The sequence below is a fragment of the Nonomuraea sp. NPDC049709 genome, assembly GCF_040674815.1.
Classification (GTDB): domain Bacteria; phylum Actinomycetota; class Actinomycetes; order Streptosporangiales; family Streptosporangiaceae; genus Nonomuraea.
Genome location: NZ_JBFANM010000068.1, coordinates 23,030 through 49,916, shown reverse-complemented (window position 1 = coordinate 49,916; position 26,887 = coordinate 23,030). Strand labels below are relative to the sequence as shown.

At 72.9% G+C, this 26,887-nt stretch carries 24 protein-coding genes; 14 read left to right on the top strand and 10 right to left on the bottom strand.

Features of this window, described 5'->3' with window-relative positions:
- Nucleotides 1-14 precede the first annotated feature (14 nt).
- The 5 genes from AB0J69_RS46290 to AB0J69_RS46270 all read right to left on the bottom strand — a co-directional run bounded on the left by AB0J69_RS46290 (nt 15) and on the right by AB0J69_RS46270 (nt 4,949).
- Entirely contained in the window at nt 15-1,721 is a 1,707-nt protein-coding gene (locus AB0J69_RS46290) for a protein kinase (RefSeq protein ID WP_364131979.1), read from the bottom strand.
- 178 nt (nt 1,722-1,899) lie between these two features.
- The gene (locus tag AB0J69_RS46285; RefSeq protein ID WP_364131978.1) at nt 1,900-2,112 is read right to left on the bottom strand and encodes a hypothetical protein; all 213 of its coding nucleotides are present in this window, start codon (nt 2,110-2,112) and stop codon (nt 1,900-1,902) included.
- 389 nt (nt 2,113-2,501) lie between these two features.
- Nucleotides 2,502-3,398, bottom strand: coding sequence for an ROK family protein (locus AB0J69_RS46280; RefSeq protein WP_364131976.1), 897 nt, complete (start codon nt 3,396-3,398; stop codon nt 2,502-2,504).
- On the bottom strand, nt 3,395-3,688 hold the full coding sequence (locus tag AB0J69_RS46275; RefSeq protein ID WP_364131974.1) for a hypothetical protein: 294 nt from the start codon (nt 3,686-3,688) through the stop codon (nt 3,395-3,397). Before AB0J69_RS46275 ends, AB0J69_RS46280 begins: the two co-directional genes overlap by 4 nt.
- 55 nt (nt 3,689-3,743) lie before the next feature.
- Nucleotides 3,744-4,949, bottom strand: coding sequence for a TetR/AcrR family transcriptional regulator (locus AB0J69_RS46270; protein ID WP_364131973.1), 1,206 nt, complete (start codon nt 4,947-4,949; stop codon nt 3,744-3,746).
- Between the two features lie 175 nt (nt 4,950-5,124).
- On the opposite strand from AB0J69_RS46270, the gene AB0J69_RS46265 reads away from it, so the two are divergent.
- From AB0J69_RS46265 to AB0J69_RS46240, 6 genes are all read left to right on the top strand, one after another.
- Nucleotides 5,125-6,915, top strand: coding sequence for an AMP-dependent synthetase/ligase (locus AB0J69_RS46265; protein WP_364131971.1), 1,791 nt, complete (start codon nt 5,125-5,127; stop codon nt 6,913-6,915).
- A complete protein-coding gene (locus tag AB0J69_RS46260) occupies nt 6,912-8,048 on the top strand; it encodes an acyl-CoA dehydrogenase family protein (RefSeq protein WP_364131969.1) in 1,137 nt (378 codons plus the stop codon). The genes AB0J69_RS46265 and AB0J69_RS46260 overlap by 4 nt, the downstream gene beginning before the upstream one ends.
- A gap of 16 nt (nt 8,049-8,064) precedes the next feature.
- Nucleotides 8,065-8,544, top strand: coding sequence for a hypothetical protein (locus AB0J69_RS46255; protein WP_364131968.1), 480 nt, complete (start codon nt 8,065-8,067; stop codon nt 8,542-8,544).
- A gap of 206 nt (nt 8,545-8,750) precedes the next feature.
- A complete protein-coding gene (locus AB0J69_RS46250; RefSeq protein WP_364131966.1) occupies nt 8,751-10,142 on the top strand; it encodes an MFS transporter in 1,392 nt (463 codons plus the stop codon).
- A complete protein-coding gene (locus AB0J69_RS46245) occupies nt 10,139-10,972 on the top strand; it encodes a ChbG/HpnK family deacetylase (protein WP_364131964.1) in 834 nt (277 codons plus the stop codon). Before AB0J69_RS46250 ends, AB0J69_RS46245 begins: the two co-directional genes overlap by 4 nt.
- A complete protein-coding gene (locus tag AB0J69_RS46240) occupies nt 10,960-11,214 on the top strand; it encodes a hypothetical protein (RefSeq protein ID WP_364131963.1) in 255 nt (84 codons plus the stop codon). Before AB0J69_RS46245 ends, AB0J69_RS46240 begins: the two co-directional genes overlap by 13 nt.
- A gap of 52 nt (nt 11,215-11,266) precedes the next feature.
- Here AB0J69_RS46240 and AB0J69_RS46235 read toward each other — a convergent pair whose 3' ends face one another.
- From AB0J69_RS46235 to AB0J69_RS46225, 3 genes are all read right to left on the bottom strand, one after another.
- Nucleotides 11,267-12,724 (bottom strand): MDR family MFS transporter, encoded by a 1,458-nt coding sequence (locus AB0J69_RS46235; RefSeq protein ID WP_364131961.1) that lies wholly within the window; start codon nt 12,722-12,724, stop codon nt 11,267-11,269.
- A gap of 201 nt (nt 12,725-12,925) precedes the next feature.
- Complete coding sequence (locus AB0J69_RS46230) at nt 12,926-13,402, bottom strand: DUF1801 domain-containing protein (RefSeq protein WP_364131959.1); 477 nt, start codon at nt 13,400-13,402, stop codon at nt 12,926-12,928.
- A 49-nt stretch (nt 13,403-13,451) separates the two neighbouring features.
- Nucleotides 13,452-13,907, bottom strand: a complete 456-nt coding sequence (locus tag AB0J69_RS46225) for a carboxymuconolactone decarboxylase family protein (RefSeq protein ID WP_364131957.1) — start codon at nt 13,905-13,907, stop codon at nt 13,452-13,454.
- Between the two features lie 153 nt (nt 13,908-14,060).
- Between AB0J69_RS46225 and AB0J69_RS46220 the strand changes: the two genes are divergently transcribed.
- The gene (locus tag AB0J69_RS46220; protein WP_364131955.1) at nt 14,061-16,565 is read left to right on the top strand and encodes a tetratricopeptide repeat protein; all 2,505 of its coding nucleotides are present in this window, start codon (nt 14,061-14,063) and stop codon (nt 16,563-16,565) included.
- Nucleotides 16,566-16,618: 53 nt separating this feature from the next.
- Here the strand turns inward: AB0J69_RS46220 and AB0J69_RS46215 are convergent, their stop codons facing one another.
- Nucleotides 16,619-16,948, bottom strand: a complete 330-nt coding sequence (locus tag AB0J69_RS46215) for a hypothetical protein (protein ID WP_364131954.1) — start codon at nt 16,946-16,948, stop codon at nt 16,619-16,621.
- A 125-nt stretch (nt 16,949-17,073) separates the two neighbouring features.
- Between AB0J69_RS46215 and AB0J69_RS46210 the strand changes: the two genes are divergently transcribed.
- Nucleotides 17,074-17,484 carry a hypothetical protein gene (locus tag AB0J69_RS46210; protein WP_364131952.1) on the top strand — a complete coding sequence of 137 codons (411 nt, stop codon included), beginning with the start codon at nt 17,074-17,076 and terminating at the stop codon, nt 17,482-17,484.
- Nucleotides 17,485-17,502: 18 nt separating this feature from the next.
- Here the strand turns inward: AB0J69_RS46210 and AB0J69_RS46205 are convergent, their stop codons facing one another.
- Nucleotides 17,503-19,494 carry a hypothetical protein gene (locus tag AB0J69_RS46205; protein ID WP_364131950.1) on the bottom strand — a complete coding sequence of 664 codons (1,992 nt, stop codon included), beginning with the start codon at nt 19,492-19,494 and terminating at the stop codon, nt 17,503-17,505.
- Between the two features lie 191 nt (nt 19,495-19,685).
- Between AB0J69_RS46205 and AB0J69_RS46200 the strand changes: the two genes are divergently transcribed.
- From AB0J69_RS46200 to AB0J69_RS46175, 6 genes are all read left to right on the top strand, one after another.
- Nucleotides 19,686-20,351, top strand: a complete 666-nt coding sequence (locus AB0J69_RS46200; RefSeq protein WP_364131948.1) for an ATP-binding cassette domain-containing protein — start codon at nt 19,686-19,688, stop codon at nt 20,349-20,351.
- Between the two features lie 103 nt (nt 20,352-20,454).
- Complete coding sequence (locus AB0J69_RS46195) at nt 20,455-21,279, top strand: ATP-binding cassette domain-containing protein (RefSeq protein WP_364131946.1); 825 nt, start codon at nt 20,455-20,457, stop codon at nt 21,277-21,279.
- A complete protein-coding gene (locus AB0J69_RS46190; RefSeq protein ID WP_364131945.1) occupies nt 21,276-24,275 on the top strand; it encodes an FtsX-like permease family protein in 3,000 nt (999 codons plus the stop codon). Before AB0J69_RS46195 ends, AB0J69_RS46190 begins: the two co-directional genes overlap by 4 nt.
- Before the next feature lie 233 nt (nt 24,276-24,508).
- The gene (locus tag AB0J69_RS46185) at nt 24,509-24,748 is read left to right on the top strand and encodes a UBP-type zinc finger domain-containing protein (protein ID WP_364131943.1); all 240 of its coding nucleotides are present in this window, start codon (nt 24,509-24,511) and stop codon (nt 24,746-24,748) included.
- A 20-nt stretch (nt 24,749-24,768) separates the two neighbouring features.
- Nucleotides 24,769-25,770 carry an acyl-CoA desaturase gene (locus AB0J69_RS46180; RefSeq protein ID WP_364131941.1) on the top strand — a complete coding sequence of 334 codons (1,002 nt, stop codon included), beginning with the start codon at nt 24,769-24,771 and terminating at the stop codon, nt 25,768-25,770.
- A gap of 112 nt (nt 25,771-25,882) precedes the next feature.
- Nucleotides 25,883-26,854, top strand: coding sequence for a LysR substrate-binding domain-containing protein (locus AB0J69_RS46175; RefSeq protein WP_364131940.1), 972 nt, complete (start codon nt 25,883-25,885; stop codon nt 26,852-26,854).
- Nucleotides 26,855-26,887 lie beyond the last annotated feature (33 nt).

Sequence of the window (26,887 nt, the reverse complement as noted above, 5' to 3'; positions counted from 1 at the left end):
CGCCTCCGCGCGGGTCACGACAGGCTGCAGCTGGCCACCGGCGTGAAGGGGTTGACCGGCGGGTCGGCCACGGCGTGGCTGTAGGCCGGATATTTCCACTGGCACAGCGCCGACGGGGTGACCGGGGTGTCGGTGCCCGTGCACTTCATGCCGGACCAGCCGCCGCTGAACGAGACCGTGTGCCCCAGCGACTTGCAGTATGCGCTGGCGTCGGTCCACGTGACCGTGCCCGTGGAGGGCTGGAGGGACGGCTTGGCGGAGGGCTCCTTGCCCGCCGTCGCCGTGCTGGAGGGCGACTGGCGGGTCGGCCTGGGTGTCGGCTTGCGCGTCTTCGAGGCGGAGGTGGGGCTGCTGCCCGGTGTCGAGTCGCGGTCTCGCGTGGGGGTGGCCGTGGATCTCTGGGGCGCCTTGGTGGGGGACGCCGGGGCGAGGTCGGTCGCCTTGCCTGGCGTCCTCGTGACGAGCAGCTCGTACGCGCTGGGCGCGGTGGTGGATGGGGAGGCCGATGGCGGCGGGGCCGAGGTGCTCACCGCCGGGCCCGCCGCCACCTGCCGCTGGGCGGTGGCGGGCGACAGGGCGTAGACGGCGATGCCGATGCCGGCGGCGACGATCAGGGCCGCGGTCGCCGAGGCGACGGCGAACCCGCGGCGGCCGGAGACCTTCGAGGCGGGGGAGTGCCCGGTGGGGCCCTGAGCTGCGGGTCCGGTGGGGATGCGGCTGGCGGGGCCGGTGGGGTTGGAGACGGCGGGCCCGGCGGGGTTGGGGCCAGCGGGGCCGGTGGAGCTGGAGACGGCGGGCCCGGCGGGGGTGCCCGACGCGGCGTCCTGCCAGGTGGGGGACGGCAGCGTGCGCAGGCGCTCGACCAGCTGGGCGGCCGTGGGCCGCAGAGCCGGGTCCTTGGCCAGGCATTCCCGCAGCAGCAGCCCCAGCCGCCCCTCGAACGGGCTCAGGTCGGGCTCGCTCTGCAGGACCGAGTGCAGGGTGGCGGGGATGGTGTCCCCGGTGAACGCCAGCCGCCCCGTGGCCGCGTAGAACATGGTCGCGGCCCAGGCGAACAGGTCGGCGGCCGGCCCGACGTCGCCGCCCGCGATCTGCTCGGGCGCCATGTACGCGGGACTGCCGATCGGCTGGCTGGTGACGACCGACTGGCTCAGGTCCAGTGCCTTGGCGATGCCGAAGTCGATCACCACGGGCCCGTCGGGGCCGAGCAGCACGTTGCCCGGCTTGAAGTCCCTGTGCACCACCCCGGCCGCGTGGATGGCGGCCAGCGCCGTCGCGGTGTTGACCGCCAGCCGCTGCAGCGCCGCCGCGCCGCGCGGCCCGCTCTCCCGTACCGACTCCTGCAGGGAGGGCCCGTCCACGAACTCGCTGACGATGTACGGCCTGGCCCCCGCGAAGCCGGAGTCGAGCAGCTGCGCGGTGCAGAACGGCGCCACCCGCTTGGCCGTCTCCACCTCGCGCAGGAACCGCATCCGTGCCTCGCCGTCGGCGATCAGGTGCGGGTGCAGCAGCTTGACCGCGACGCGGGCCCCGTCGGGGGCATGGCCGGGCTCTTCGTGGGGGCCACCGTCAGGGGCGCGGCCGGGGCCATCGCCGGGGCCATCGCCGGGGGCACGGCCCGCGTACACCACGCCTTGCCCGCCCGACCCGAGCCGCCCCTCCAGACGGTACGGCCCGACCGCGGTGGGGTCTTCCGGGAGCAGGGTCAGCGGTTCGGGCACCGGGCCTCCTCGGCGTCGTGCCCTGCGGCGTTCAGAACGCCGTCCTCGGGGCCGTGGCCGGTCGGCCGGGCGGGAACTGGCGGACCGGCCCTTCGGCGGACGGGGTGAGCATGGGATGACCTTCCGTAAGTTTCGGAGCCTAACTTAGAAGAATGATCAACCCGGGCGCAAGAAGCGGTCAGCCCTGCCCCTTGGACCCGCCCCGGAGCCGGCGCAGCCCGACGAAGCCGGCGGCGAGCCCGACGAGGAGGACGATGGGGCCGATGATCGCCCAGGTGGTGACGCCGCTCATCACGCTGCCGCCGACGATCCCCAGCCCTTGCAGCGTCCATATGAGGCCGGTCAGGACCAGCAGAACGCCGACCACGAGAAAGATCCATGTCTTTGCCATCAGGGGCTCCCAGATCGGGTGGTTTCGAGAGTGAGGTGCGGTTCAGCATGCGCCCGGAACACCCCCTTGATCAATCCCGCGGACCGGAACACCTCCATCGGGGTGGCGAACGGCCGACCTGATCGTGGGCACCGTGCGGGCGGGGCCGGGCAGCCATGACAGGTTCATGGCGCGCGACGGGCTCTACCGCCTGCACACCAAGGGGTACCAGGAGGCGCGGCCCACGTGGGGCGAGATCCTCAACGGGAGCGCGTGCGATCGGCCCGCCCCCGACCGGCGGCCGTCCTCCGGCGGACGGCGATCCTGCGGGCCGCGGTGCGTCCGGCCGCCGCGAATCCGGCCGCTGCGGTAAGTCTGGCCGTGGTGAGTCCGGTCGCCCGCGAGCGGGCTCACGCGAAGCCGGGCGGCGACGATTCGGAGCCGAGGTGGGCCAGGGCCTCCAGGCCCGCGCCGACCAGGCCGGCGTCCTCGCCGAGCGCGGCCGGGAGCAGCGGAGCGGCGGACGGGCCCGGCAGGGCATCGGCGCGGTAGGCGGCCGTCATGGGCTCCAGCAGCGCCGGTCCGAGCAGCGACACCCCGCCCGCGACGACGATCGCGTCGGGGGCGATCAGGTTGGCCGCGCCGGCGAGCACCCGGCCCATGAGCGCCGCCGCATCGCTGATCACGTGGGAGCCGAGCCGGCCGATCTCGGCCAGCGGCAGCGCCTGCCCGGTCGCCGCCAGGTGGGCGCGCTCGATCGCCGGTCCGGAGGCGTGCGCCTCGATGTGGTCGAGCGCCCCGCACGAGCAGCGCGCGCCCGCGTCCGTCGAGGCGGGCAGGTGGCCGATGCTGCCCACGGTCCCCGTCGCTCCGGTCCGCACCCGGCCCCCGACGCAGATCGCCCCGCCGATGCCCGTGCCGATGGCGACGACCAGCGCCGTGCGGGCGCCGCGGGCCGCGCCGACCCGTGCCTCGGCGGCGCCGGCGGCATGGCAGTCGTTCAGCACGACCGTCGGGAGCCGCAACGCGCGCTCCGTCTCGCCCTTGACGTCGGTGCCCGCCCAGCCGGTGAGCAGGTCGGTCGCGTACGCGATGCGCCCCAGCGGGCCGACGGTCCCGGCCGTGCCGATCCCGCAGGCCACGGCCCGGCTCACCAGCGGCCGGGCGAGCTCGAAGACGGCACGGAGGATCGACGGGCCCGGGGGAGTGGCCGCCCTGCGCCGCTGGGTGAGCGTGCCGTCCGGTGCCACGAGCCCGGCCGCGATCTTCGTACCGCCGATGTCGACGGCCAGCGCGAGCGGCGTCATCGCGGTGCGGCGGCGGCCAGCCGCCGGGTGATGGAGACGGGATCGGTGATCGCGCCGCCGACCACCACGGCCCACGCGCCCGCCGCGAACGCCTGTCGTACGTGGTCCTCGGTGCGGTAGCGGCCCTCGGCGATCACCCGCACCCCGCGCGAGGTGAGCGCGCCGACTCGCTCTACCGGGGAGATCGCTACTCCTACCGGCTCACCATCTACCGCGACCCCCAGTAGGTCCCACGCGGCGCCGGGCCCGACGCGGTCGCGGCTCGCGAGCGGCTTGGCCCACTCCCGCATGGGTTCGTCCCGGACTGGATGATTCGCGACCTCACGTTCCCCTGGAGCCGCGCCTTCACGCTGGAGCAGCGGACCGCCCGGTGAGCGCGGGCAGGCCCAGCATCGGCCGGAGCAGGGCGGCCGTTCTCGCCTCGGTCACCGACGGGCCGGCGGTGCGGGCGAGGTCGGTCACGATGTTCAGGGCCGCGTGCGTCCGGAAGCGGAGCTCGGCCGCCCCTTCCCCCGGCCGCAACTCGGACACCAGGCCGATCCAGGTGTCGACGTGCCGCCGCTGCGCGGCCCGCAGCCGCCGCAGGTCGGCCGGGGCCAGGTTCTCGCTCTCCGAGACGTAGACGGCCGCCAGGTCGGCCTGGTCGAACGTGATCTCGACATAGGCGTCGATCAGCCGGCTCAGGGCCTGCGCCGGCGTGCTCGCGTCGGCCAGCGCCGCCGCCGTGGTGTGCTCCACGCGGCTGGTGGCCCGGTAGTAGGCGGCGGACAGCAACTCGGCCTTGCTCGCGAAGTGCGTGTAGACGCTGGAGGCGTTGATCCCGGCGGCCTGCCCGATGTCGGAGATGCTCACCTGGTGGTAGCCGCGTTCGTGGAAGAGCCGGATCGCCTCGGCGAGCAGCCGCTCGCGGCGCGGCAGCAGATTGAGCCGGTCAGGCCGGCGGCGCCCCGACGACGTCCGCCGCGGCGGCGCGGGCGGGTGCACGGCGATCACGGTGGTGACGCAGTCGAGGATCGTGCGTTCGGCCTTGCTCCTGGACAGGCTCGCACGATGGGTGGACGGGCTCGCGATCGCGCTCAGCGCCGCGGAGACCAGTAACGCGGAGTCCTGCTTGCCGAGCTCGGGCCGCAGGTCCAGCAGCAGCTCGCGGAGCATGCGTACGGCGGCGTCGAACGGCACGGCCAGCTCCGCCTGCTGCCCGGCGTCGAGACAGCGGCCCTCCCACTGGTAGAGCCGGGCCACGGTGCGCCTGTCCAGCGCGTAGCGCACCAGCGCCCGCAACGCGGCGGGCAGGCGGTCGGAGGGAGCGGCCTCCCGCGCGCCGGCGTGCACGCACTCCGCGAAGCGGCTGCCCAGCTCCCGCACGGCCGCGGCGAGCACGGCCTGCTTGGTCGGGAAGTGCCGGTAGATCGCCGGGCCGGTGATGCCGACCTCCTGGGCGATGTCCTCGATGGCGACATTGTGGAAGCCGCGGGCGCAGAACAGCTCCGCGGCGACGAGGGCGATCGCCTCCTTGCGATCCTTCGACCGCCGGCGCGGGCTTGTCGGCATGCGCCGAGTGTAACGGTCGCCAGGTGACTTCGAAATCGCCATCTCACACCATGGCTATAACGGTGAGCACCTGGGGGAACAACAGACTAAGTAAGTGGTCATTCGGACATGTTGACAGTAGAACGATGTTCGGGTTCTGATGGATGCGCTCGGGGCCCGGCGGAGGGAGCGATGGATGATCACTGTGCAGGATGTGCGCGCCGCGGTGGGGGCGCACACCGTGCCAGGGCTGCTGCGGCGCAACGCCGGCCGGTACGGCCACCTGCCCGCCCTGACCGGAGCCGATGACCGCACCCGGACCTGGCGCGAGCTGTACGACGAGGTGCTGTCCGTGGCGAGCGGCCTGCGGGCGCTGGGCCTGCGGCGCGGCGAGCGGATGCTCATCGGCATGTCCAGCCGGCCGGAGCACTGGGTCGTCGACCTCGCCGCGGTCGAGCTGGGCGCGATCCCGTGCACGACGTACGCGACGTTGAGCCCCGAGCAGCTCCGGCAGGTCGCCCTGCACAGCGCGGCGACCGTGGTGGTGCTGGAGGGCCCCGCCGAGCTGGCGCGCTGGGCGGGCGCGCTGGCCGGGATGCCCGGGCTGAAGGGCGTCGTCATGATCGACGACGCGGCCGGCGAGCACACGCGCTACGCGGACCTGCGGGCGGCGGGGCAGGTCGTGCCGGTCGCCGAGGCCGGCCAGGACGACCCCGTGACGTTGATCTACACCTCGGGCACGACCGGCGATCCGAAGGGCGTGGTCCTGTCGCACCGCAACGTGCTCTACCAGTGCGCGCTCCAGGAGCTGGTCCAGCCCGCCCCCGCGCACCCCAGGACGGTCGCGTACCTGCCGCTCGCGCACATCGCCGAGCGGGTGCTCGGCATCTATCTGCCGCTCTACACCGCCGGCCATGTGACGATCTGCGCCGACCCGACCCGGCTGCTCGCCACGCTGACCAGGGTGCTGCCGCAGGCGTTCTTCGGCGTGCCACGGGTGTGGGAGAAGTTCGCGGCCGGGTTGCAGCAGGTGCTGTCCGGTCTGGACGGTGACCGCCGTGCCGCCGTCGACCGGGCGCGGGAGGTGGCGGCCGAGGCGTACCGCATCCGTGCCACCGGTGACCCGCTGCCGGCCGGGCTCGCCGAGGCGGTGGAGCGCGCGGACCGGACCGTGCTGCGCCCGCTGCGGGAGCGGATCGGGCTCGCCGAAGCCGCCCGGCTGGGCAGCGGCGCCGCGCCCGTCCCGGCCGCGGTGCTGGAGTTCTTCGGCAGCCTCGGTATGACGATCATGGAGGTCTGGGGCCTCAGCGAGACCACGGGCGCGGCCACCAGCACGTTCCCCGACCACTACCGGGCCGGGACGGTCGGCCTGCCCATGCCGGGGATGGAGGTCCGGCTCGCCGGGGACGGCGAGGTCCAGGTGCGCGGGCCGCTGGTGTTCCAGGGTTACCTGCAGCCGGACGGTGGGGTCCGGGCGGTGGTGGACGCGGACGGCTGGCTGCCGACGGGTGACATCGGCAGGTTCGACGACGACGGGCTGCTGCGGATCGTCGACCGCAAGAAAGAAATGATCATCACCTCGAGCGGCAAGAACGTCGCACCCAGCGCGGTCGAGTCGCTGCTGCGGGCGCATCCACTGATCGGCTACGCGGTCGTGGTGGGTGACCGCCGCCCGTACCTGACGGCGCTGCTGGTGCTGGACGAGGAGGCCGCGCCCGCCTGGGCCGCGGCCCAGGGCCTGGCCGCGGTGGAGCTGAAGGAGCTGGCGGCGGAGCCACGCGTGCGCGCGGAGCTGGCCGCGGCCGTCCAGCGGGCCAACGAGGCTTTGTCGCGGCCGGAGCAGGTGAAGGCGTTCCGCGTGCTCGACCACGCCTGGAGCCCGGCGAGCGGGGAGCTGACCCCGTCGCTGAAGCTGCGGCGGCGCGTGATCGAGCGACGCTACGCCGAGGTGACCGAGGAACTCTACGCGGAAGGTACGTCTTCGTGACCTTGACCGATGAGCGGCGCGACTTCGTGGCGGCGATCGAGGACTTCTGCCGGCGCGAGGCGGGGACGCGCGAGCAGTGGCTCAAGCTGACCGACGGGGGCGTCGAGCCGCACAACGCCGAGCTGTACCGGAAGATGGCCGAGCTCGGCTGGCTCGGGGTCGCCGTGCCGGAGGCGTACGGCGGCGCCGGTCGGAGCATGGTCGACCTGCTGCTGTTCCTGGAGACGACCTCCTACTGGCAGGTGCCGATCGGCGGGTTCGCCACGTCCGCGATCACCGCCGCCTCCTACGAGAAGTTCGGCAGCGAGGAGCAGAAACGCCGCGTGCTCGGCGACTTCCTGAGCGGCAAGGTGCTGGCGGTGTCGATGTCCGAGCCCGGCGCCGGCTCGGACGTCGCCGCGCTGACCTGCAAGGCCGAGCGGCGGGACGGTGGATGGCTGATCAACGGCCAGAAGACCTGGTGCTCCAACGCGCACATCGCCGACCACATCCTGCTCGTCGCCCGCACGTCCCAGTCGGATGACCGGCACGACGGGCTCACCATGTTCTCGGTGCCGGCCGGGATCGACGGGCTCGTGGTGCGCGGTATCGAGACGATGGGCGGCCGCGAGGTCAACGACCTGTACTTCACCGACTGCCTCCTGCCCGGCGACGCGGTGGTCGGGCAGGTCGACCGGGCCTGGCGCCAGCTGATGGCGGGGCTGAACCTTGAGCGGATGATCCTCGCCGGTCTGATGCTCGGAACCGGGCGCAGGGCGTTCGACGACACGGTGTCGTACGTACGGGAGCGCCGGCAGTTCGGCCGCCCGGTCGGCAGCTTCCAGGCGCTGCGGCACCGGCTCGCCGACCACGCCACGGAGCTGGAGTGCACCAGGCTGCTCGTGCACGACGTGGCCCGGCGGATCGAGGCGGACCCGGCCCGGCAGCTGCCGCGCGAGGCGTCGATGGCCAAGCTGAAGGCGACGGAGTTCGCCAAGGCCATGGCGCTGGACGGCATGCAGATGATGGGCGGCTACGGCTACGCGACGGAGTACGGCATGGAACGCCTGCTGCGCTCCACGGTGGTGTCCACCGTGTACGGCGGCACGAGCGAGATCCAGCGCGACATCATCGGCAGGTCCTACGGACTCTGACCGCACCGGCGGCACCGTGGCGACGCCCGGCGACCACGAGGCCGTGGTCACGGGGCGAGCTCGGCGACTTCCCCAAGGCACGGCGGATGGAGCTGAGCCCCGCCTCGGTCGGGCTGCCCGAGGCCGGCGGCAGTCGAGAGGAAGCGCAACTTCGTGTGGCTGGTGGAGGCCGCCCGGGACCCGAAGGATCCAGGGCCGATCGACCTGGCGGGCGAGCTGTCGGTGCGCGACCAGGACTTCCGGCGCTGGTGGGGGCGGCCACCACGTCGCCGTCCGGGGCATGGGCGCCAAGCTGCTGCACCACCCCGTCGCCGGCGACCTCGCCCTCGACTGGTCCACCCTCACCTGCGCCACCGACCCCGACCCCGACCAGCAGCTCATCACCTTGACCGCCGAGCCCGGCACACCCTTCCACGACGGCCTGCGCATCCTCGCCTCCTGGGTCGCCGGCGGCGACCGTTCCACCGCGGACCGTCAGCCGCCGGACATGTCTTGACGTGCCCGGGACCGGTGGACCAGCATCACCGCAACCGGACCGGCAGCGGACGTCCCGCGCGGCACGACTCCGCTTCACCCGCTGTTCTCCTTCGGGTGCGAGGGTGACGCCGCGCGGCGTCGGCATCGGGGCCGGTATCGGCATCCGGGCCGGTACCGGCATCCGGCACGGCGTCGGCGTCGGCATCGGCAAGAGAAGGTGATCGCGTGTCCCAGCCCGGTACGGCCCCCGCCCCGGCGCGGACCCCCGCGTGGCGCTACGCCATCGGAATGTTCGGCACCTCCATCCCGATCAACATGATCAAGGGATCGATGATCCTCTACTACGTCGACATTCTCGGGCTCGACGTGCGCGCCTACGGCGCGGTCATGGTGATCTACGCGGTCATCGACGCGATCGACAACCCGGTGCTCGGCCACCTCTCCGACCGCACCCGGAGCCGGTTCGGCCGGCGCCGGCCGTGGCTGATCGTCGGCGCGCCGTTGCTCGCGGCCTGCATGATCGCATTCTTCTCCGCGCCGGCCTCCCTGGAGGGCATCGGCCTCGTGCTCTGGTTCGCGGTGTTCGCGATCCTGTGCGAGGCCTTCGACTCGATGCTCAACGCGAACTACGGCGCGCTGCTCCCCGAGCTGTTCCCGCGCGAGCGCGACCGCGCCGTGGCCAACAGCCTGCGCCAGGGCTTCCAGCTGGTGGCGCTGGTGATCTCGCTCGCGGTCACCCCGCTGCTCACGACGAGCGTGTTCGGCACCGAGAACTCCACCCAGGGCTTCCAGACCACCGCGATCATCTATGGCGCGATCGCGCTCGTCGTGATCGTGTTCATGGCGCTCGGCGCCCGGGAGAGCCCCCGCTACTCCACGCGCGAGCGGCCGCTGCTGCTGCGCAGCGTGTGGTCGATCGTGCGCAACCCGATGTTCTGGACGGTCGGGCTCACCGGCGCCTGCTACGGGATAGCCATGGCGCTGGTGCTCTCGGGCATCCAGCTGTACGTCCGCTACTCGCTCGGCCTCCCGGTCGGGGACGCGCTCTACCTTCAGGGGATCGTCATCCTCGTCTCGGCGGGCGGCCTCGCGGTGTGGACGCGCATCGTCGCCAGTCGTGGCGCCCTGTGGACCTGGCGGCTGGCCTTCGCGGTCCTCGCGGTCAGTTTCGCGGGCCTGTTCCTCGCCACCGACCTCGTCACCGCGATCGCCGCCGGCGTGCTCGTCGGGGTCGGGTGGTCGGGGATGCTCGCGACGAACGACCTCATCGTCGCCCGCGTGCTGGACGCCGACGCCGCGCGCAACGGGGAGCACCGCGAAGGGCTCTTCCTGTCCGCGTTCGGCTTCTTCGGCCGGCTCAACGGGATCGTGACCGGGCTCGCGCTCACGTCGCTGGGCGTGTTCTTCGGCTACAACTCGGGGGCCGACCCCGGCGCCGATCCCGGGCTCGCGTTCCGGGTGTACCTGTGCGCGTACCCGTTCGTGCTGACCACGATCGGCGCGATCGCGGCGCGGCTCATCTCGGTCCCGATCGAGACGCCGCCCGAGGCGGCCGAGCCGGTCGAACCGCCTCCCCCGGACCCCGCGGACGCGCCCACCGCGGAGAGTCCCCGATGACCCGGCGCGTCGTGATCACGGCGGACGATCTCGGCCGTGAGCCCGGTTCGTCGGAGGTCATCGCCGACCTGCTCGCCGAGGGGCACGTCTCCGCGACGACGCTCATCTGCGTCTCGCCGGTCGCGGAGCGGGCCGCGAAGCGGGTCTGGGAGCTCGGCGTCGTGCCGCGAGTGCACGTGACGCTCACGAGCGAGCGCGGGATCCCGCGCTGGCGGCCCCTCGACGGCGCGGCGAGCCTCGTCGATCGGGACGGGACGCTCAGCGACGACCCGCTGGTTCTCGGGGCCCGCGGCGAGGCCCGCGACGTCATCCGGGAGGCGGACGCGCAGCTGCACTGGATGCGCGACCGGGGCCCCGTGCCCGTGGCGGCCGACTCCCATGCCGGCACCCTTTACGGCCTGCACGGCAGGTCGTGGCTGGCCGAGGCGCTGGAGTGGTGCGCGCGCCACGGCCTGGCCTTCCGGCTGCCCCGCGACCCGGAGCCGTACTTCGGCGGTCCGCTCCCGCCACCGCTCGCGGCGGCGCACGAGCGCGCCGTCGCCCTCGCCGACGCGCTGGGCGTGTCCATCCCGCAGACGATCGCGACCAACCGCCGCACGGCACACGAGCTCGGCACTTACGAGCGACTCCGGGACGACTACCTCTGCCGGCTCGCGGCCCTCCCGGAGGGTACGAGCGAGCTGTTCCTGCACCCGTCCCGCGAGGACGCGGTCACGGGACCGGACGGCATCGTACGGACCTGGGAGACGCGCCTGCTGCGTGACCCGGTGTGGCACGCCGCCCTGGAGAGCGAGGGCGTCGAGGTCGTGGGAGGCTGGTGGGCCTCCTGACCCATGAGCCGGCGGCGGTGGGGGCCGACACGGTGGCCCGCGTACTGGGCAGGATCGACGCTGCGGCGTCGCTGCGGCCGGCACAGGTCAATGGCTGCCCGGCGCTGATCCTCCGGCTCGACGGCGAGATCGACACCGTCATGGCGGTGCGCGTCGGGAACGGCCTCATCACCGGGCTCTACGCCGTACGCAACCCCGAGAAGCTGTTCCACCTGCAGCGGGAGACCGCCCTGAGCCGCTGACCCCGAGACCACCGGAATCCGGTGGCCGGGGGTTGAACGCGGGCACGCGACCTCAGTGCACGGGCCCCTGGAGCTCGCCGGTCTGGGCCGCGCGGGCCGGCAGGAGCAGGGCGGTGATGACCACGGCCACGGACAGCACCGCGCCGATGATGAAGGCCAGCCGCATGCCGTCGAGGTTGGCGAGCGCCTCGGTGACCCCCTCGGACTTCAGGACATCGGCTCGCGCGCTCATCACCGTGACCACGAGCGCGGTGCCGAAGGCCGCGGCGACCTGCTGCAGCGTGCTCAGGATCGAGCTGCCGTGGGAGTAGAGCCGCGGGGGGACCGCCCCGAGCCCGAGGGTGAACACCGGGGTGAAGGTGCCGGCCAGGCTCACCATCAGCAGCGCGTGCAGGCCGAGGATCTGCCAGTAGGGCATGGTCATCGAGACCTGGGTGAAGCCGGCGAGGGCGAGCATGATGCCGATCGCGCCCGGGATGACCAGCACCCGGCCGCCGAACTTGTCGAACAGGCGGCCGACGGTCGGGCCGAGCAACCCCATCGCCAGGCCGCCCGGCATCACGAGAAGCCCGGTCTCCAGAGCGCTGAGCCCGCGGACGCTCTGCAGGTAGAGAGGCAGCAGGATCATCGAGCCGAGCATCGCCATGAAGGCCACCGACATCATGATCAGCGCGACCGTGTAGGTGCGGTGGCGCAGGGTGCGCAGGTCCAGCAGCGGCACGCCGCGCTTCTGCAGCGACAGCTGGCGCAGGACGAAGACGGCGATGGTGACCAACCCGGCCGTCACGATGGCGGCGGCCACGCGGACGTCGCCGCCCTCGAACCGGCTGAGCCCGTAGATCAGGCCGCCGAAGCCGGCCGCGGCGGTCGCCACGCTGAACCAGTCGATGCTGCTGAACTTGGGCTCGCCGACGTTCTCCAGCCGCTTCAGGCTGCTCCAGGTGATCAGGGCGGCGATGGGGAGCACCACGGCGAACAGCAGGCGCCAGGACCCGAACTGGAGGATCACCCCCGAGACCGTCGGGCCCATCGCCGGCGCGACCGAGATGGCCAGGGTGACGTTGCCCATCACCCGGCCCCGGTCCTGCTCGGGCACCACCTGCATCAGCGTGGTCATCAGCAGCGGCATCATCACGGCCGTCCCGCACGCCTGGATGATGCGGGCGCCCAGCAGCACCTCGAACGACGGCGCGACGATGGCCAGCGCCGTGCCGAGCAGGAACAGGCCCATCGCCGTGGTGTAGGCCCGGCGGGTGGACACCCGCTGCAGGAACCACCCGGTGATCGGGATGACCGCGGCCATGGTCAGCATGAACGCGGTCGACAGCCACTGCGCGGTCTGCTCGGTGATGTGCAGCGCCACCATCAACCGGGGGATCGCGTTGATCATGATCGTCTCGTTGAGGATCACCACGAACGTGGCGAGCACCAGCAGCCGGATCACGGCCGGTGTGCGGCCCGCGGCGGCTGCCGCGGGCTTGGCGAGTGAGTCGAGCTGTGGGCTGGACACGGCACCTCTATCGGGGTCGTCGGACGAAAGGCGGTCATGGCTGGCGCCCCAGCCCTCGGTCTCACAGGAAGTCGTCGTCATGCACAGACTGACCGGCGCCACCGACAAAACTCATCGTCTCCGCCCAACATTGCGGCAAGAGGTGTGAAATGTCACCAGGTTTCCACTGGCAGTGAACGGCGATCCCCGGATCGGGCGCCCTCAGCTCGCCGCCCGCTTCAGGAGGGCGCCGATCATCGCCTCGCTGTCGGGGGTCAGCGCCGTCAGCGCGAAGGCGGTCGGCCACATGGCGCCGTCGTCGAGGTTCGCGGGGTCGTTGAAGCCGAGGGTCGCGTACCTCGCCTTGAACTTCGCCGCGCTCTGGAAGAAGCAGACCACCTTGCCGTCCTTGGCATAGGCGGGCATCCCGTACCAGAGCTTCGGCGACAGCCCCGGCGCGGCGGCCTTGACGATGGCATGGATCCGCTCGGCGAGGACGCGGTCCGCGTCCGCCATCTCGGCGATCTTCGCGAGCACGTCGCGCTCCACGTCCGCGGCGGACGCGCGGGAGCCGCGCCGCGCGGCCGTCTTCAGCTCCTGGGCGTGCTCCTTCATCGCGGCCCGCTCGTCGTCGGTGAACCCGTCGAACGTCTTGCCGGCGGCGGTGGTCGTCTTGGTGGCCTTGCGCGTTTCGTTCATGGTGAGATCTCCTTGTCTGCGAATCTTTGGCAGGGACGAGCGGTGGCGGTCAGCCCCACGCGCCGGCGATCTGCCGGGTGGTGGCGTTGAGCCGGTTGAACAGGTTGGTGACGCCGATCATCAGGATGATCGCGGCCAGCTGCTTCTCGTCGAAGTAGGTGGCGGCCCGGTCCCAGACCTCGTCGCTCACCGCGTCCGCCCGGTCGGCCAGCCGGGTCGCGGCCTCGGCCAGCGCGAGCGCCGCCCGCTCCTCGTCGGTGAAGTACGGGGCCTCCCGCCAGGCGACGACCGTGGCCAGCCGCTCGTCGCTCACGCCGGCCTTGCGGGCGGTCTTGGTGCCCGCGTCGACGCAGGAGGTGCAGCCGTTGATCTGGCTGACCCGCAGATGCACCAGCTCCAGCGTCTGACCGTCCACCCCACCGGCGTGCACGGCCTTGAACAGCTCCTGGATGGGCTGCATCGCGTCGGGCAGGACGAAGGCCGGGTTCTGCATACGTGACTGCATCGTGGTTCTCCTCTTCCGGATCGCCGCCCCGTCCCTCGGGGCGTGACTCCATCACAGCGGGACGGGCTTGCCATGACGACGGTGGTGGGACACCGTGGGACAGTTGGAACGGCGTTGGCCTGCAGCGATTTGTCCCGATAGGTTTCTTCCGCGATGGGACAGAAAGGCAGGACCCCGGTGGTGGTGCAACAGCGGACGGCCAAGGCGGACCCCCAGGACGAGCTGGCCGCCAGGCTGCGCCTGCTCCAGGAGCTGTCCGGGCGCGGCGTGCGCGCCCTCGCGCGGGACACGGGCCTCAGCTCGTCGTCCCTGTCGCGTTACCTCAGCGGCCAGTCGGTGCCGCCCTGGCCCGTGGTGATCGAGCTCTGCCGCCTGGTCAAGCGCGACCCCCGCCCGCTGCGCCCCCTGTGGGCCCGGGCGACGAACCCCCTGCCGGCGCCCCCGAAGGCGAGCCGCCAGGTCCAGCCCCCGTCGCCGCCCGCCGGCGCCCCGCGCCCGCCCCGCAACGACCTGCCGCGCGACGTGCCCGACTTCACCGGGCGCGAGGCCCAGCTCGCCGCCGTCCTCGCCGCGGTGGGCAGCAGCCGGGTGGTCGCCGTCGACGGGATGGCGGGCGTCGGCAAGACCTGCCTGGCGGTGCACGCCGCGCACCGGCTCGCCGCCGAATACCCGGACGCCCAGCTCTATCTGGACCTGCACGGGTTCACCGAGGGGCGCGAGCCGCTCGATCCCGACCCCGCGCTGCGGGCGCTGCTCGCCGCGCTCGACGTCCCGTCGGAGAAGATCCCGCAGGAGGGCGGTGTCGAGCCGCTGGCCGCCTGCTGGCGGTCGGAGCTGGCCGGCCGGCGGGCCGTCGTGGTCCTCGACAATGCCGCCGGCGCCGACCAGGTGCGCCCGCTGCTGCCCGGCGCGGGCTCCTCCGTCGCCCTGATCACCAGCCGCAACCGGTTGCTGGGCCTGGAGGAGGTGCCTCCGGTGTCGCTGGACGTGCTGACCCCGGAGGAGAGCGCGGAGCTGCTGGCCCGCGCCAGCGGCGACCCCAGCGGTCCGGACGGCCGGCTGGCCCGCGACCCGGAGGCCGCGGCCGAGGTGCTGCGGTTGTGCGGTCACCTGCCGCTGGCGCTGCGCCTGGCCGGGGCCCGGCTGCGGCACCGGCCGGGCTGGACCGTGGGCATCCTGGCCGAGCGGATCGCGGACGGGGCCAGCGAGTTCGACAGCGCGCTCGCCATGTCCGTACGCCAGCTGGACCGGGCCGAGCGCCGGATGTTCCGGTTGCTGGGCCTGTTGTCCGGGTCGTCCTTCGACGAGTACGTGGCGGCGGCGCTGGCGGACGTGCCGCTGCGCAGCGCCCGGACGATGCTGGAGGACCTGCTCGACGCCCACCTCGTCCAGCAGCCGTCAGCCGGCCGCTACACGCTGCACGACCTGGTGCACCAGTACGCGCACCGGGCCGCCGCGGAGCACGACTCCGCGGAGGAGCGGGCGCAGGCGCTGGGCCGGGTGCTCGACTACTACGTGCACGCGGCGGCCGCCGCCGACGCCGCGATGCCGTACGTGTCGGGCAGCCGCGCGCCCTCCGCGGGGCGGCCCCCGGCCGAGCTGCCCAGGTTCACCGACAAGCACGCCGCACTCGGCTGGTTCGCCACGGAGTACACGAACCTGATGGGCGTCTTCGAGCTGGCCGTCGCCACCGGAGCCGACGCGCACGTGTGCGAGCTGCCGCGCTTCATGCGGGCGTTCTTCGCGCGGCGCTGCGGCACGACGCACCTCAACGTCCTCTTCGAACGGTCGCTGGTGGCCGCGCAGCGGCTGGGCGATTCGTGGCAGCTGGCCGAGGCGCACAGCGACCTGGGCTTCGCCCGCTACAACGCGGGCCGGATGGCGGAGGCCGGCGCCGCGTACGAGGCGGCGGCGCCGCTGGTCTCCCAGGCCGGGGACACCCGCTCAGAGGCGGATCTGATCATGCGCCGCGGCCACCTGAGATGGGACGAGGGCGACGTCGAGGAGCCGTTCGAGCTCTTCCGGCGGGCGGGCGAGCTGTACGCCGCCGCCGGCTGCCCGCAGGGCGCGGCCCACGCGACCGCGGACGAGGCCTGGGCGATGCTGCAGCTGGGACAGCACGAGGAGGCGGCCCGGCTGGCCCGCGAGGTGCTGGACGTCGCGCACGCCGACCCCGCCTGGCCGGCCGCGCTGACGGCCCGGATCACCCTCGGCATGGCCATCGTCCACGAGCAGCCCGGCGAGGCCGCGCAGCACCTGCGCCGGGCCCTGGAGCTCGCCCGCGAGGACGGCCACAAGCACAACGAGGCGTGGTGCCTCAACTGCCTGGGCGTCGCCCTGCGCGAGACGGGCCGCTACGAGGAGGCGCTGGCCAGCCACCGGCAGGCGTTCACCCTCCTGGACGAGCTGTTCGAGGAACACTGGAAGATCCACTTCCTGCACGCCTACGGCGAGACCTGCCGGCTGGCCGGCCTGCCCGAGGAGGCCCTGCGCCTGCACCGTCAGGCGCTCGAGCTGGCCCCGAAGCTGGGCTACCGGCACAAGGAGGCGCTGGCCCACGAGGGGATCGCCGCCGTGCTCGACGAGACGGACCCGGCCGCCGCCGCCGAGCACCGCGCCGCGGCACAGGCCATCCGGCAGGACCTCGGACCGGCCTGACGCCGGTCGGGCCTGACGCCGGTCCAGCCGCCCAGTGCTTTCCTGGAAGGCTCCTAGAAGGCGGTGAACGTCCGGGGCGGCTCCCCGCTCAGCCGCGCGCTCTCCTGCTGCGCGACGGCCGGGGACACCTTCGGCGGCGTCCGCCTGAGCTCCGCCTCCAGCTCGGCCAGCACCGTCTCGGCCTGCTGCTTGAGCCGCTTCCTGTAGTGACTCAGATCCTCCCCGAACCTCCTGGCGGCGGGCCCGATCCACACGGTGTCACCGGAGAAGAGGGCGAACGGCTCGTCCAGCGCCGCCCCGAGCCTGGCGACGTGCTGCTCCACCTTGGCCAGCGCCTGCCGCAGCGCCTCGTAGCGGGGATTGTCCACCGGCATCTCGGTCATCGCAGCCAACCCATCTCGACGTTACGGGTACGCCTGAGGTGGGGTGGAGGAGTATGGGAGCGGCTGGCCCGACGTTCGGAACGGAGACGATGCCGATGACACCGGTGTGGCGTGGTGCGACCGCCGTGGCGCTGCTCGCCGTCCTGGCCGCCTGCTCGACGCCCGATCCCGGCCCGACGGTGGAACAGGCCGGTCAGACCCTTGAGCGGCACATCACCGAGATGATGGAGCAGACGGGTCCGGAGGAGATCGTGGTCATCGATCCCGGCGGCAAGGACGTGCCCTGCGGGTCGGACGGGGTCAAGCGCACCTACGCCGTGAGGACCACGTACAACAGGTTCGATGACCACCTCATTGCCGAGATGGCGGGAAGGCTCAGCACGACGTGGGGCTACAAGGTGCATGAGCCCTACAGCGCCGGTTCGCTCAGGACGACGCTCAAGCTTGCCCCGGCTCGTACCAGTATCACTGTGGAGACGCCCAGCGACCATGAGGCGAAGGCCGCGGGCGAAACAGACTGCATCCCGCGCGGGTAGCTCGGGAACGATCATTCTTCAGTCTCCTCCGTCCAGAACCTTCTGCAGATCGGGATCGATCGTGGTGAGATGTTTCTCCGCGTTGTCCCGTTCTCCGGCGAACTTCGAGGCCGCCGCAGCGGCCACCCTTCCCATCATCCGACGGTCGGCCTCGTTATCGACGCTGCCGTTCTCCTTCAACCAAACCAGGAAAGCCCTGGTGGCCTGCGGATTCGCGCTGATCTCCGAGTACGGCCTCAGGTGTCCGTGCTCATCGACGAGGAGTGGGTCGGTGGGAGGTTTGAACCCGACAGGAGGATCCTTCGAGGTGTAGCCCTGTCCGACGAGCCCGGCGGCGATCTCGTAGAGGGCGCCGCGCGCATGCGCCAACTCCTTCTGGTTGACGTCCGGCATCCGGAGGTCCGGCTCCATCGCGGCTGCGATGCCATCCTTGAGTCCCCAGCTGAGGAACATCCAGCCCGCCGCCGCGGGTAGCCCGCCGGCGGTGGGAAGGAACAGCATCCCGGCGTCCATCCCTTTGTCCAGAACCTGGCCGAAGCGTTCGACGTCCTCCTTGTCCTTGAGGTCCGCGGTGCCGCGGATGGCCTTCATCGCGGCGAACTGGATGCCAGCGACCGTGCCCAGCCGGGAGAAGACCTGCTCGACTGCCGTCTCCTGCTGCCGCCGGTCCGGAGGGGGGAAGGCCAGCAGGTGCCGGTCCGCTCGCACGCCCGCCTGGAAGAGCCGCTGAGTAAGCGCCGCCATGCCTCTGTTGAACGGCTCCATATGGGTATCGGTGTCGGCGAAGGTCTTCATGAACCGATAGTTGTCCGTCAGCGACAGGCGGAACATCGGGGACGTTCCGATCAGTTTGTCGTTGAAGCCGCCGAACTGGCTCGGCAGTTGCCAGTCGGGATCGATCGGAGGCGGTGTCGCGGCGAACTCCGTGGCGTACGCGCCGGCGATCTCGGCGAAGTGTTTCCGCATCGCGTCGTGCTTCAGCAGCCCCGGCCCCTGCGTGATCACCTGGAACGCGAACCTGGCCGCGTTCTCGCTGTGCGCCCCGTCCTTCTCGTCGTACACGCCCGACGCCGCCGCCAGCATGCGGCCGAACGCGTCGCTGGCGGCCGGGTCGCGCGACACGTGCGTGCTCAGCCGCGCGAGGTCCGTCACCGAGGCTCGGGCCGCCGTGGGGTTGCGGGACAGGGCGCTGAGGAAGCGGCCGGTGGTATCCACCCGGCCGGTCGGGGTGGGCTGGAGGTGGCGGCGGGCCACGGCGGTGAGCCACTGCGTGGGGAAGGTGCCTTCGCTGACGAGCCAGGACAGCGAGTCGGAGTCGATGCCCTCCCCGCCCCGCTCGATGTCGCTCATGACCTTGGGGAAGCGCGGGTCGGGAGGGGAGGCGGTGGTGGCGGCGGCGAACAGGCGGCTGAAGTCGCCCAGGATCTTCTTCTCCTCGGGCCCCACGGGGATGCCGGTCGCGGCCGGTCCGAACAGGTCGAGGATGTTCTTGGGCAGGGCCACGGTCCCCGCTGTCCCGAGCTCGCCGAAGAAGGCCGCGGCGAAGTCGGGGTCGTCCTTGCGCGCCAGCACCCGCTCCATCAGCTCCTTGAAGCGCTGGGCGGCGTCGTTCGGCCGCGGGCTGCTCATGCCGCGCTCGGCCTCCAGGGCGTACTGCCGGAAGAGCGTGCCCATGGCCGCGCCTTCGCGCCGGGACTGCTCCGGCGTGGCGAACGGCATCGCGGCCTCGTCGTACGTCACGATGCCCGGCGCCCAGCCGGGGACGCGCCTGCGGATGACGGCGTTGCGTGCCCGTAACGCCGGCACCTGCCCCCGGACCCAGCCTTCGATCTCCACGAAAGGGGTCAACGTCAGCGTGCCCGCGCCCACGCGCGTCAGCTCCGCCCTGATCGCCTGGGTCTGCTCGGCGACGACCCCGCAAGCGCGGTCCATGGCGGTGACGAACGTGTCCATGCGATCAGGGTCGATCCCGGACAGGTCGGGATTCCAGGGAACCGTCGGATGGGCCACGCGTCGCTCCTCCCTCGACCCTGGACGGTGGCCTGGGCCGGGCCGTACGACTACGTGGCACCAACCCTCCCACAGGTGAGCCGGCGACACTCGGCTTATAACCGTTCGGGTACGACGCAGAGGGTGCCGCTGGACGGACAGCCCCTTGGTGAGCGTTGACGTGGATCACCCATCGGGAGGATGATCCGCGAGTGGCGCCTGGACCGGCGCTCGCCTGCCGCGCACTCAGCTGCCGGGCGGGTGGGCGCACGATCATCGAAGACCTCACCCTTGAGCTGGACCGCGCCGAGCGCGTGGCGCTCATGGGCCCCTCGGGTTCCGGCAAGACCACGTTGCTGACCACGCTGGCCGGGCTGCTCCCGCCCGCCGCGGGCCGGGTCCTGGTCGGCGGCGTGCCCCTGGACGAGCAGCCCGAGCTCCGGGCCGGGCTCGCGCTCGTCTTCCAGTCGTACGGGCTGCTGAGCCTGCTCACCGCGGCCGAGAACGTCGAGGTGGCGCTCAGGGCGGCCGGTCGGGCGCCGCGCGAGGCGGTACGGCTGGCGGCGGAGACGCTGGAGCGGCTGCGGGTGTCGAAGTTCGCCGATCACCTGGTCGAGGAGCTGTCCGGCGGGCAGCAGCAGCGCGTCGCGGTGGCCAGGGCGCTGGCGTTGCGGCCCCGGGTGCTGCTGGCCGACGAGCCGACGGCCGAGCAGGACGAGACGCATCGGGCGCTCGTGCTGGACGCGCTGCTCGCGGCGACGGACGACGGCACCACGCTGGTGATCGCCACGCACGACCCCGAGGTGGCCGAGCGCTGCGACCGGGTGATCGAGCTGCGCGCTCTGGCCCGGCACCGGCAGTCGAGGAGCTCCCCATGAGCGGTGACCGCCTCGCCCCGGAAGTACCGCCCATGAGCGGTGACCGCCTGGCCCCGGGAGTACCGCGCATGAGCGGTGACCGCCTCGCCCGGGAGTACCGCCCATGAGCGTCATCAGGTGTGACGGGATCGTGCAGATCTACAAGGCGCAGGACGTCGAGGTCGTCGCGTTGCGCGACGTGGAGCTGGTGATCGAGGCGGGCGAGACGGTCGCCCTGCTCGGCCCCTCGGGTGCGGGCAAGTCGACGCTGCTGTGGCTGCTGGCCGGGCTGCTGCGCCCGAGCGCGGGCCGCCTGTGGCTGGACGGCACCGATCTGGGACGGCTCGACCAGCGCAGGCTGGACCGGCTGCGGGCCGCGCACATCGGCGTGATGCTGCAGAACCCGGCACGCAACCTCATCGGCTACCTCTCCGCCGCCCAGAACATCGCCTTCGCCCAGCGCGCCGTCGGAGGCAACCGGGCCCGTGCCCGCCGCCGGGCCCGCGACCTGCTGGGAAGGGTGGGCCTGGCGGGAGCGGGCGACCGTCCGGCGGGGCGGATGTCCGGCGGCGAGCAGCAGCGGCTCGCCCTGGCCGTGGCGCTGGCCAACGCGCCCAAGCTGCTGCTGGCCGACGAGCCCACCAGCCAGCTCGACGAGGAGTCGGGCGCGCGGGTGGTCGAGCTCATCAAGGACGTCGCCGCGGCCGAGGGCACGACCGCGGTCGTGGTCACGCACGACGTCGCGGTGAGCGAGGCGCTGAGCCGTACGGTGACGATCAGGGACGGCCGGGTCGGCGCGGAGGGCAGGCGCGGCGAGGACTTCGTGGTCGTCGGCCGCGAAGGAGCCGTGCAGGTGCCGCCCGAATACCACCGCCTGCTGCCGCCCGGTTCCATGGCGCGGATCGAGGAGCTCGAGGACGGCATCGCGCTCAGGAGGGCCGAACCGTGATCCTGCGCGGCCTCTGGGAACGCCGCACCCTCTCGCTGGTCGTCCTGCTGATCGCGGTCGTGCCGATCGCGTCGGCGGCCGTCGGGCCGATCTACTCGGCGGCGGCCCGCACGACGATCGCCAGGGACGCGGTGCGGGCGGCGCCGCTGGAGGGGCGCGGCTGGCGGTACACGACGGCCGCGGGCGGCATCGAGGCCAAGGTGGCGGCGTTCACGGCGGGCGCGGACTTCACCGGCCCGCCGGTGCTCGGGATGGAGGCGAGCAGCGGCCGGCCGGGCGACCGGCGCGCGTACTCGCTGATCTGGCAGGACGGGCAGTGCGACCACCTGCCGTTGGTAAAGGGCGCCTGCCCGCGCGCCGCCAAGGAGGTGCTGGCCAGCCAGGCGTCGGGGTTCAAGGTGGGGCAGAAGCTCACGCTGTCGGCCGTGGTGAACGTCGAGTACACCCCGACCGGGCGGAAACCGGCGGCGCTGACCGTGGTCGGGATCTATCGGCCGGGGCCGGCCGGTGATCCGTTCTGGTGGGGCAGGACGTTGTTCTCCCCGGACGGGGAGCCGAGCCGGGACAAGGCGGACGCGCTGTTCACCGTGCCGGAGACGCGGCTGGAGACGTACAACATCTCCGGTGACGCCGGCGGGACGGGGGACGGGGCGGGCTGGACCGACTACGCCATCGTCCCCATCGTCGCGGACCGGCTGGACGGGACGGACGTGGCGAAGCTGGCCGCGATGCAGGCCGCCGCCGAGTCCGCGGGCCGGAACTCGGGCGACACCGTGTTCTCCCGGATGGGTGACACGGTCAAGGTCATGCTCGCGGGCACCGGTTCGCTGGGCGTGCCGACGCTCCTGGTGATCGCGCAGTTGGTCGGGCTGGGCTGGATGTTGCTCTTCCAGACCGTGGGCGACCTGGTCAGGGCGCGCGGCGCGGAGATCGCGCTGGCCCGGCTGCGCGGGCACGGGCGGGCGCGGGTGTGGCTGTTCGCGCTGGCCGAGCCGCTGCTGCTGCTCGCCGCCGCGGTGCCGCTCGGGCTGCTGCTGGGGCAGGCCGCGGCGGGCGCGATGATCGGCGCGCTGCTGCCCGCGGGGATCCCGGTGTCCTTCCCGCCGGACGCCGCGCCGGCCGGGCTCGCGGCGATGCTGGGCGGCGTGCTGGCGGCGGCGTCGGCCGCCTGGCGTACGGCGACGCGGCCGGTCACCGAGGAGTGGCGGCGCACGCCCCGCCGTACGGCCCGGGGCTGGGTGCTGGACGCCGTGGTCCTCGCGGTCACCGCGGTGGGTCTGGTCGAGCTGCTGGCCACCGGCGTGATCACGGACGTGTCGGGACGCAGCTCGGGTGCGCTGGCGGTGCCCGGGCTGGTCGCGCTGGGCGTGGCGCTGCTGGCCGGCCGGGCGTTGCCGGTGCTGGCCAGGGGGCTGTTCGGGGTCACCAGACGGCGGGGCGGGCTGGGGCCGTTCCTGGCGTTGCGGCAGGTGGCCAGGGGGCCGGTGGCCGCGGGCAGCGTGATCGTGCTGGGGGCGGCGTTCGGGCTGGCCACGTTCGCGGTGTCGGCCTGGAGCGCCACGTCGGGCGACTACGCGGAGACGGCGCGCTTCCACAACGGCGCGGCCACGGCGATCACGGTCCGGCCGGTCGAGCCGAGCAGGCTGATCGCCGCCGTGGCGGCCGCCGACCCCGGCGGCAGGACCGCCGCGCCGGTGGTCAAGGTGCCGGGCCCGCCGCAGCTGATCGCCTCGGACCCCGCGCGGCTGGCCGCCGTGGGCGCGGCCTGGCGACCCGGCCTGGCGGGCGGCGTGTCCCTGGCCCAGGCGGCCGCCAAGCTGCCGACGCCGGCCGCACCGCGGGTGTGGGTGCGCGGCGACAGGTTCCGCGCCGAGGTGGCGCACGACCGGCCGCCGAAGGGCTGGACGATCAAGCTGTCCGTCACGTTCCGGGTGCCGGGCCAGCTGCGGCCTGCCCAGTTCCCGCTCGGCGAGCTGACCGGACGCTCCGGGGTGCACGAGTGGAACCTGCCGCCGGCCTGCGAGCGGTCCCGGTGCGAGTTGCGCGCCTTCCGCGGGGAGCCGCTGCCGCCGGCGCAGTTCGAGGAGTCGGCGTTCGTCCGGGTGACCGTCACCGGCATGGCGGTACGCGAGCAGGGCCGCTGGCGGTCCCTGGCCATGCCGCCGTGGTGGAACAACGAGAACCCGCTCCAGCGCGACGGCACGTTCGCGATCACCATGGTCGACAACCAGACGCTGCGCCCCGCCACGTACGACCCGCAGCCGCCGGCGGTCGCGGTCGGGCAGATCGGCACCAGCGCGGTGCCGGGGCTCGACAACGCCTTCGCCGGCCCGGTGCGCACCGCCGTCGCGTCCGCCGCCGCACCGGGCCTGACCGACGTGGGCGTCCTGATGAACCTGGAGCAGGCCGACCGGATGGCGTACGGGGTGCACGAGAAGGCCGTCCACCAGGTGTGGACCGGTCTGGCCGACACGGCCGCGCTGGAACGGGCCCTGGAGCGAGAGGGGTTGTCGGTGGTGTCGCGGCGGCACGTGACCGACCTGACCGCGTCGTTCGCCGGGCAGGGGCCGGGGCTGGCGCTGTTGCTGCTGCTGGCCTCCGCGCTGGCGGCGGCCGCGCTGGCACTCGGGCGCACGGTGCTCGCGCTCCACACGGCGGCCAGGAGGCGCGCGTACGAGCTGGCCGCGCTGGAGGCGTCCGGCGCCAAGGTGGCGGCGCTGCGGGTGGCGCTCCTGCTGGAGCAGGCGATCACGGTGGCCGCGGGCACCCTGGCCGGGCTGCTGGCGGGACTGGTGGCGGCCCGGGCGGCGCTCGGCAGGATCCCGCAGTTCATCGAGGCGCCCGTCACGCCGCCGCTGCCGCACGACGTGGCGGCCACGCCGGTCGCCCTCGTGATCGGCGCCGCCCTGCTGATCAGCCTGCTGGCCGCGGCGGCGGTGTCGGAGCTGCTGCTGCGCGGGATCCGCGTGGAACGCCTGCGCGACGCCCCCGCCTGACCGCGCACGGCCCAGGGTCCCGAGCACGTCAGCGCCTGCTATCTCTCCTGATGATGGGCTTTGCTGGGATTGCACGTTTCCGCTGGACCGCCGCCCCCGTTGACTGGTGAGTGAGCAGCCGGCGCATTGTGCGCCGCTGTCACCGTGAGGCGGTCGCGATGCCCCTGGACGCGGAGGGAACGAAAGTAGCGGCGCGGGCGGGCCTGAACGGTCAGGCACCGCGCTGTGATCACATGAACGCGCTTCCGGTCGCGGAATCCACGAAACGCGAATGCCAGGCGTGCCCGGTCGCCGACCACGCCTGGACGCGGTTGCTGGTGTGCCTGAGCTGCGGCTGGGTGGCCTGCTCCGATGACGCGCGGGGTGGCGGCCACGCCCGCGCCCACTACGAGGAGACCGACCACCCCGTGGTCGCATCCCTGGAGCCGGGGTCGACCTGGCGCTATTGCTACGTGCACCGACGAAACGTATAAAACGAGACGAAAGAGACTTCATGGCTATCACCGAACCAGCGGTGGAGCGCCGTCAGGACTACGACGGCTCCGCACCGTTCCCCGGAGCGGAAGAGCACGATCCCGCTTCCCGACCACAGGTGGCACTGACGGCCGCGATCGTCGTGCTGCCGTTCGTCGCCCTCGGCCTGGTGATCGTCCTGGCGTGGGGGCGGGGCGTCGCGCTCACCGATCTGCTCGTGGCCGCGATCCTGTACGTGGTGACCGGTCTGGGGGTGACGGTCGGGTTCCATCGGCTGCTCACCCATGCCTCCTTCACCGCCCGGCCGTGGTTGCGCGTGACGCTGGCGGTCGCCGGGTCGATGGGCTTCCAGGGGAACGTGATCGACTGGGTGGCCGTGCACCGTCGCCATCACGCGTTCACCGACCGGCCGGGCGATCCGCACTCCCCCTACCGGTACGGCACCGACCTTCGCGGGCAGCTTCGGGGGCTTGCCCACGCCCATCTGGGCTGGCTGTTCACCGACGACCGGACCCCGGCCGACCGGTACGCCCCGGACCTGCTGGCCGAGCCGGCCATGCGGCGCGTCGCCCGCGCCTTCCCCGCGTTGTGCGCGCTGTCGCTGGCGCTGCCGTTCCTGGCCGGGTGGGCGTTCTCCGGCACCCTGTACGGCGGCCTGACCGCCTTCCTGTGGGCCGGGCTGATCCGCATCGCGCTGCTCCAGCACGTCACCTGGAGCGTCAACTCGCTCTGCCACGTCATCGGCGACAGGCCCTTCAAGACCCGGCGCCACGACCGCTCGACCAACGTGTGGCCGCTGGCCCTGCTGTCCTTCGGCGAGAGCTGGCACAACGGCCACCACAGCGAGCCCAGCTGCGCTAGGCATGGTGTGGATCGTGGCCAGGTCGACCCGTCCGCCGCCATGATCCGCCTGTTCGAGCGGGCCGGCTGGGTGAGCGACGTGCACTGGCCCGACGCCGGCCGCGTCCAGCGCCGCCGCGCCGGCCCGCCACCACCCGACGGTGCCCCCGCCCCGAACTGACTGACGCCCCGGGTCTGTCGCGGATCAGGCGCGCTCCAGTACGGCACCTGGCACCTAGAGTGGGGGAAATAGCCCGTGATGGGTGCCGCCCGGGTGGGAAGGGGTGGCGGGCATGGAGTTGCGTCAGTTGCGCTATTTCGTGACGCTGGCCGAAGAGTTGCACTTCGGCCGGGCGGCCGCCCGCGAGCACATCGTGCAGTCCGCGTTGAGCCAGCAGATCCAGCGGCTGGAACGTGAGCTGGGCGTGCGCCTGCTGGACCGCAGCACCCACCACGTCGATCTGACGGCGGCGGGTGCGGCCTTCCTCGTCGAGGCGCGTCAGATCCTCGATCACGTGGGCCGGGCCGGGCAGGCCGCGCGCAACGCCGTCACATCGGCGCCCACGCTGCGTGCCGGCATCATCGACGCCGGCTACGACACCATGCCGCAGATCCTGCGCGAGCTCCAGCGCGGCCACCCCGGCATCACGATCCATCAGGTCGAGGCGGGCACCTCCGAGCAGTACCGGCAGCTGGCCGACGGCCGCCTGGACATCGCCATCGGGCACGCCTCCCAGGCGCCGGCCGAGGTGACCTCCAAGCTGATCAGGCTCGATCCGCTGGGCGTGCTGGTGCCCGACGAGCACCGCTTCGCCGGGCTCGACGGCGTGTCCGTGGCCGCGCTCGCCGATGAGCGCCTGCTCCTCGGCGAGGAATCGCAGACCCCGGAGCTCAACCAGTTCGTCCTCACGCTGTGCCGCTCGGCCGGGTTCGCGCCCACCGTCTACGAGGGCACCGTGCAGAGCAGCCGCGCCGCGGCCGACCTCGTCCTCCAGCACCGCTGCGTCTACTGCGTCCCTTCCTCCTTCCGTACCTCCAACCGGCCGGGCACCATCTGGCGGCCGCTGATCGAGCCCGCCACCCGCTACCCCTGGTCACTGCTGTGGCACGAGGCCAACCCCTCCTCTCACATCGCCACCGTCATCGGCAGCGCCCGTGACCTGGCCGAGCGGCTCGGCTGGCTGGAACCCCTCGGTCCCGCCGCCGGATCGGCGCCCGGCGAAAGCACTCCGAGCGCCGTCAGCTCCGGTGATGAGCCCGCCTGAGGAACGCCGCGCCTGGAGCAGCCGGTAGGATCG

Coding starts and splice junctions, on each gene's coding strand:
- AB0J69_RS46285 (WP_364131978.1), bottom strand. CDS start 2,112: ATGGCAAAGACATGGATCTTTCTCGTGGTCGGCGTTCTGCTGGTCCTG.
- AB0J69_RS46275 (WP_364131974.1), bottom strand. CDS start 3,688: ATGCGGGAGTGGGCCAAGCCGCTCGCGAGCCGCGACCGCGTCGGGCCC.
- AB0J69_RS46225 (WP_364131957.1), bottom strand. CDS start 13,907: ATGCAGTCACGTATGCAGAACCCGGCCTTCGTCCTGCCCGACGCGATG.
- AB0J69_RS46185 (WP_364131943.1), top strand. CDS start 24,509: ATGAACGCGCTTCCGGTCGCGGAATCCACGAAACGCGAATGCCAGGCG.
- AB0J69_RS46265 (WP_364131971.1), top strand. CDS start 5,125: ATGATCACTGTGCAGGATGTGCGCGCCGCGGTGGGGGCGCACACCGTG.
- AB0J69_RS46180 (WP_364131941.1), top strand. CDS start 24,769: ATGGCTATCACCGAACCAGCGGTGGAGCGCCGTCAGGACTACGACGGC.
- AB0J69_RS46280 (WP_364131976.1), bottom strand. CDS start 3,398: ATGACGCCGCTCGCGCTGGCCGTCGACATCGGCGGTACGAAGATCGCG.
- AB0J69_RS46215 (WP_364131954.1), bottom strand. CDS start 16,948: ATGACCGAGATGCCGGTGGACAATCCCCGCTACGAGGCGCTGCGGCAG.
- AB0J69_RS46270 (WP_364131973.1), bottom strand. CDS start 4,949: ATGCCGACAAGCCCGCGCCGGCGGTCGAAGGATCGCAAGGAGGCGATC.
- AB0J69_RS46175 (WP_364131940.1), top strand. CDS start 25,883: ATGGAGTTGCGTCAGTTGCGCTATTTCGTGACGCTGGCCGAAGAGTTG.
- AB0J69_RS46220 (WP_364131955.1), top strand. CDS start 14,061: ATGGGACAGAAAGGCAGGACCCCGGTGGTGGTGCAACAGCGGACGGCC.
- AB0J69_RS46245 (WP_364131964.1), top strand. CDS start 10,139: ATGACCCGGCGCGTCGTGATCACGGCGGACGATCTCGGCCGTGAGCCC.
- AB0J69_RS46230 (WP_364131959.1), bottom strand. CDS start 13,402: ATGAACGAAACGCGCAAGGCCACCAAGACGACCACCGCCGCCGGCAAG.
- AB0J69_RS46195 (WP_364131946.1), top strand. CDS start 20,455: ATGAGCGTCATCAGGTGTGACGGGATCGTGCAGATCTACAAGGCGCAG.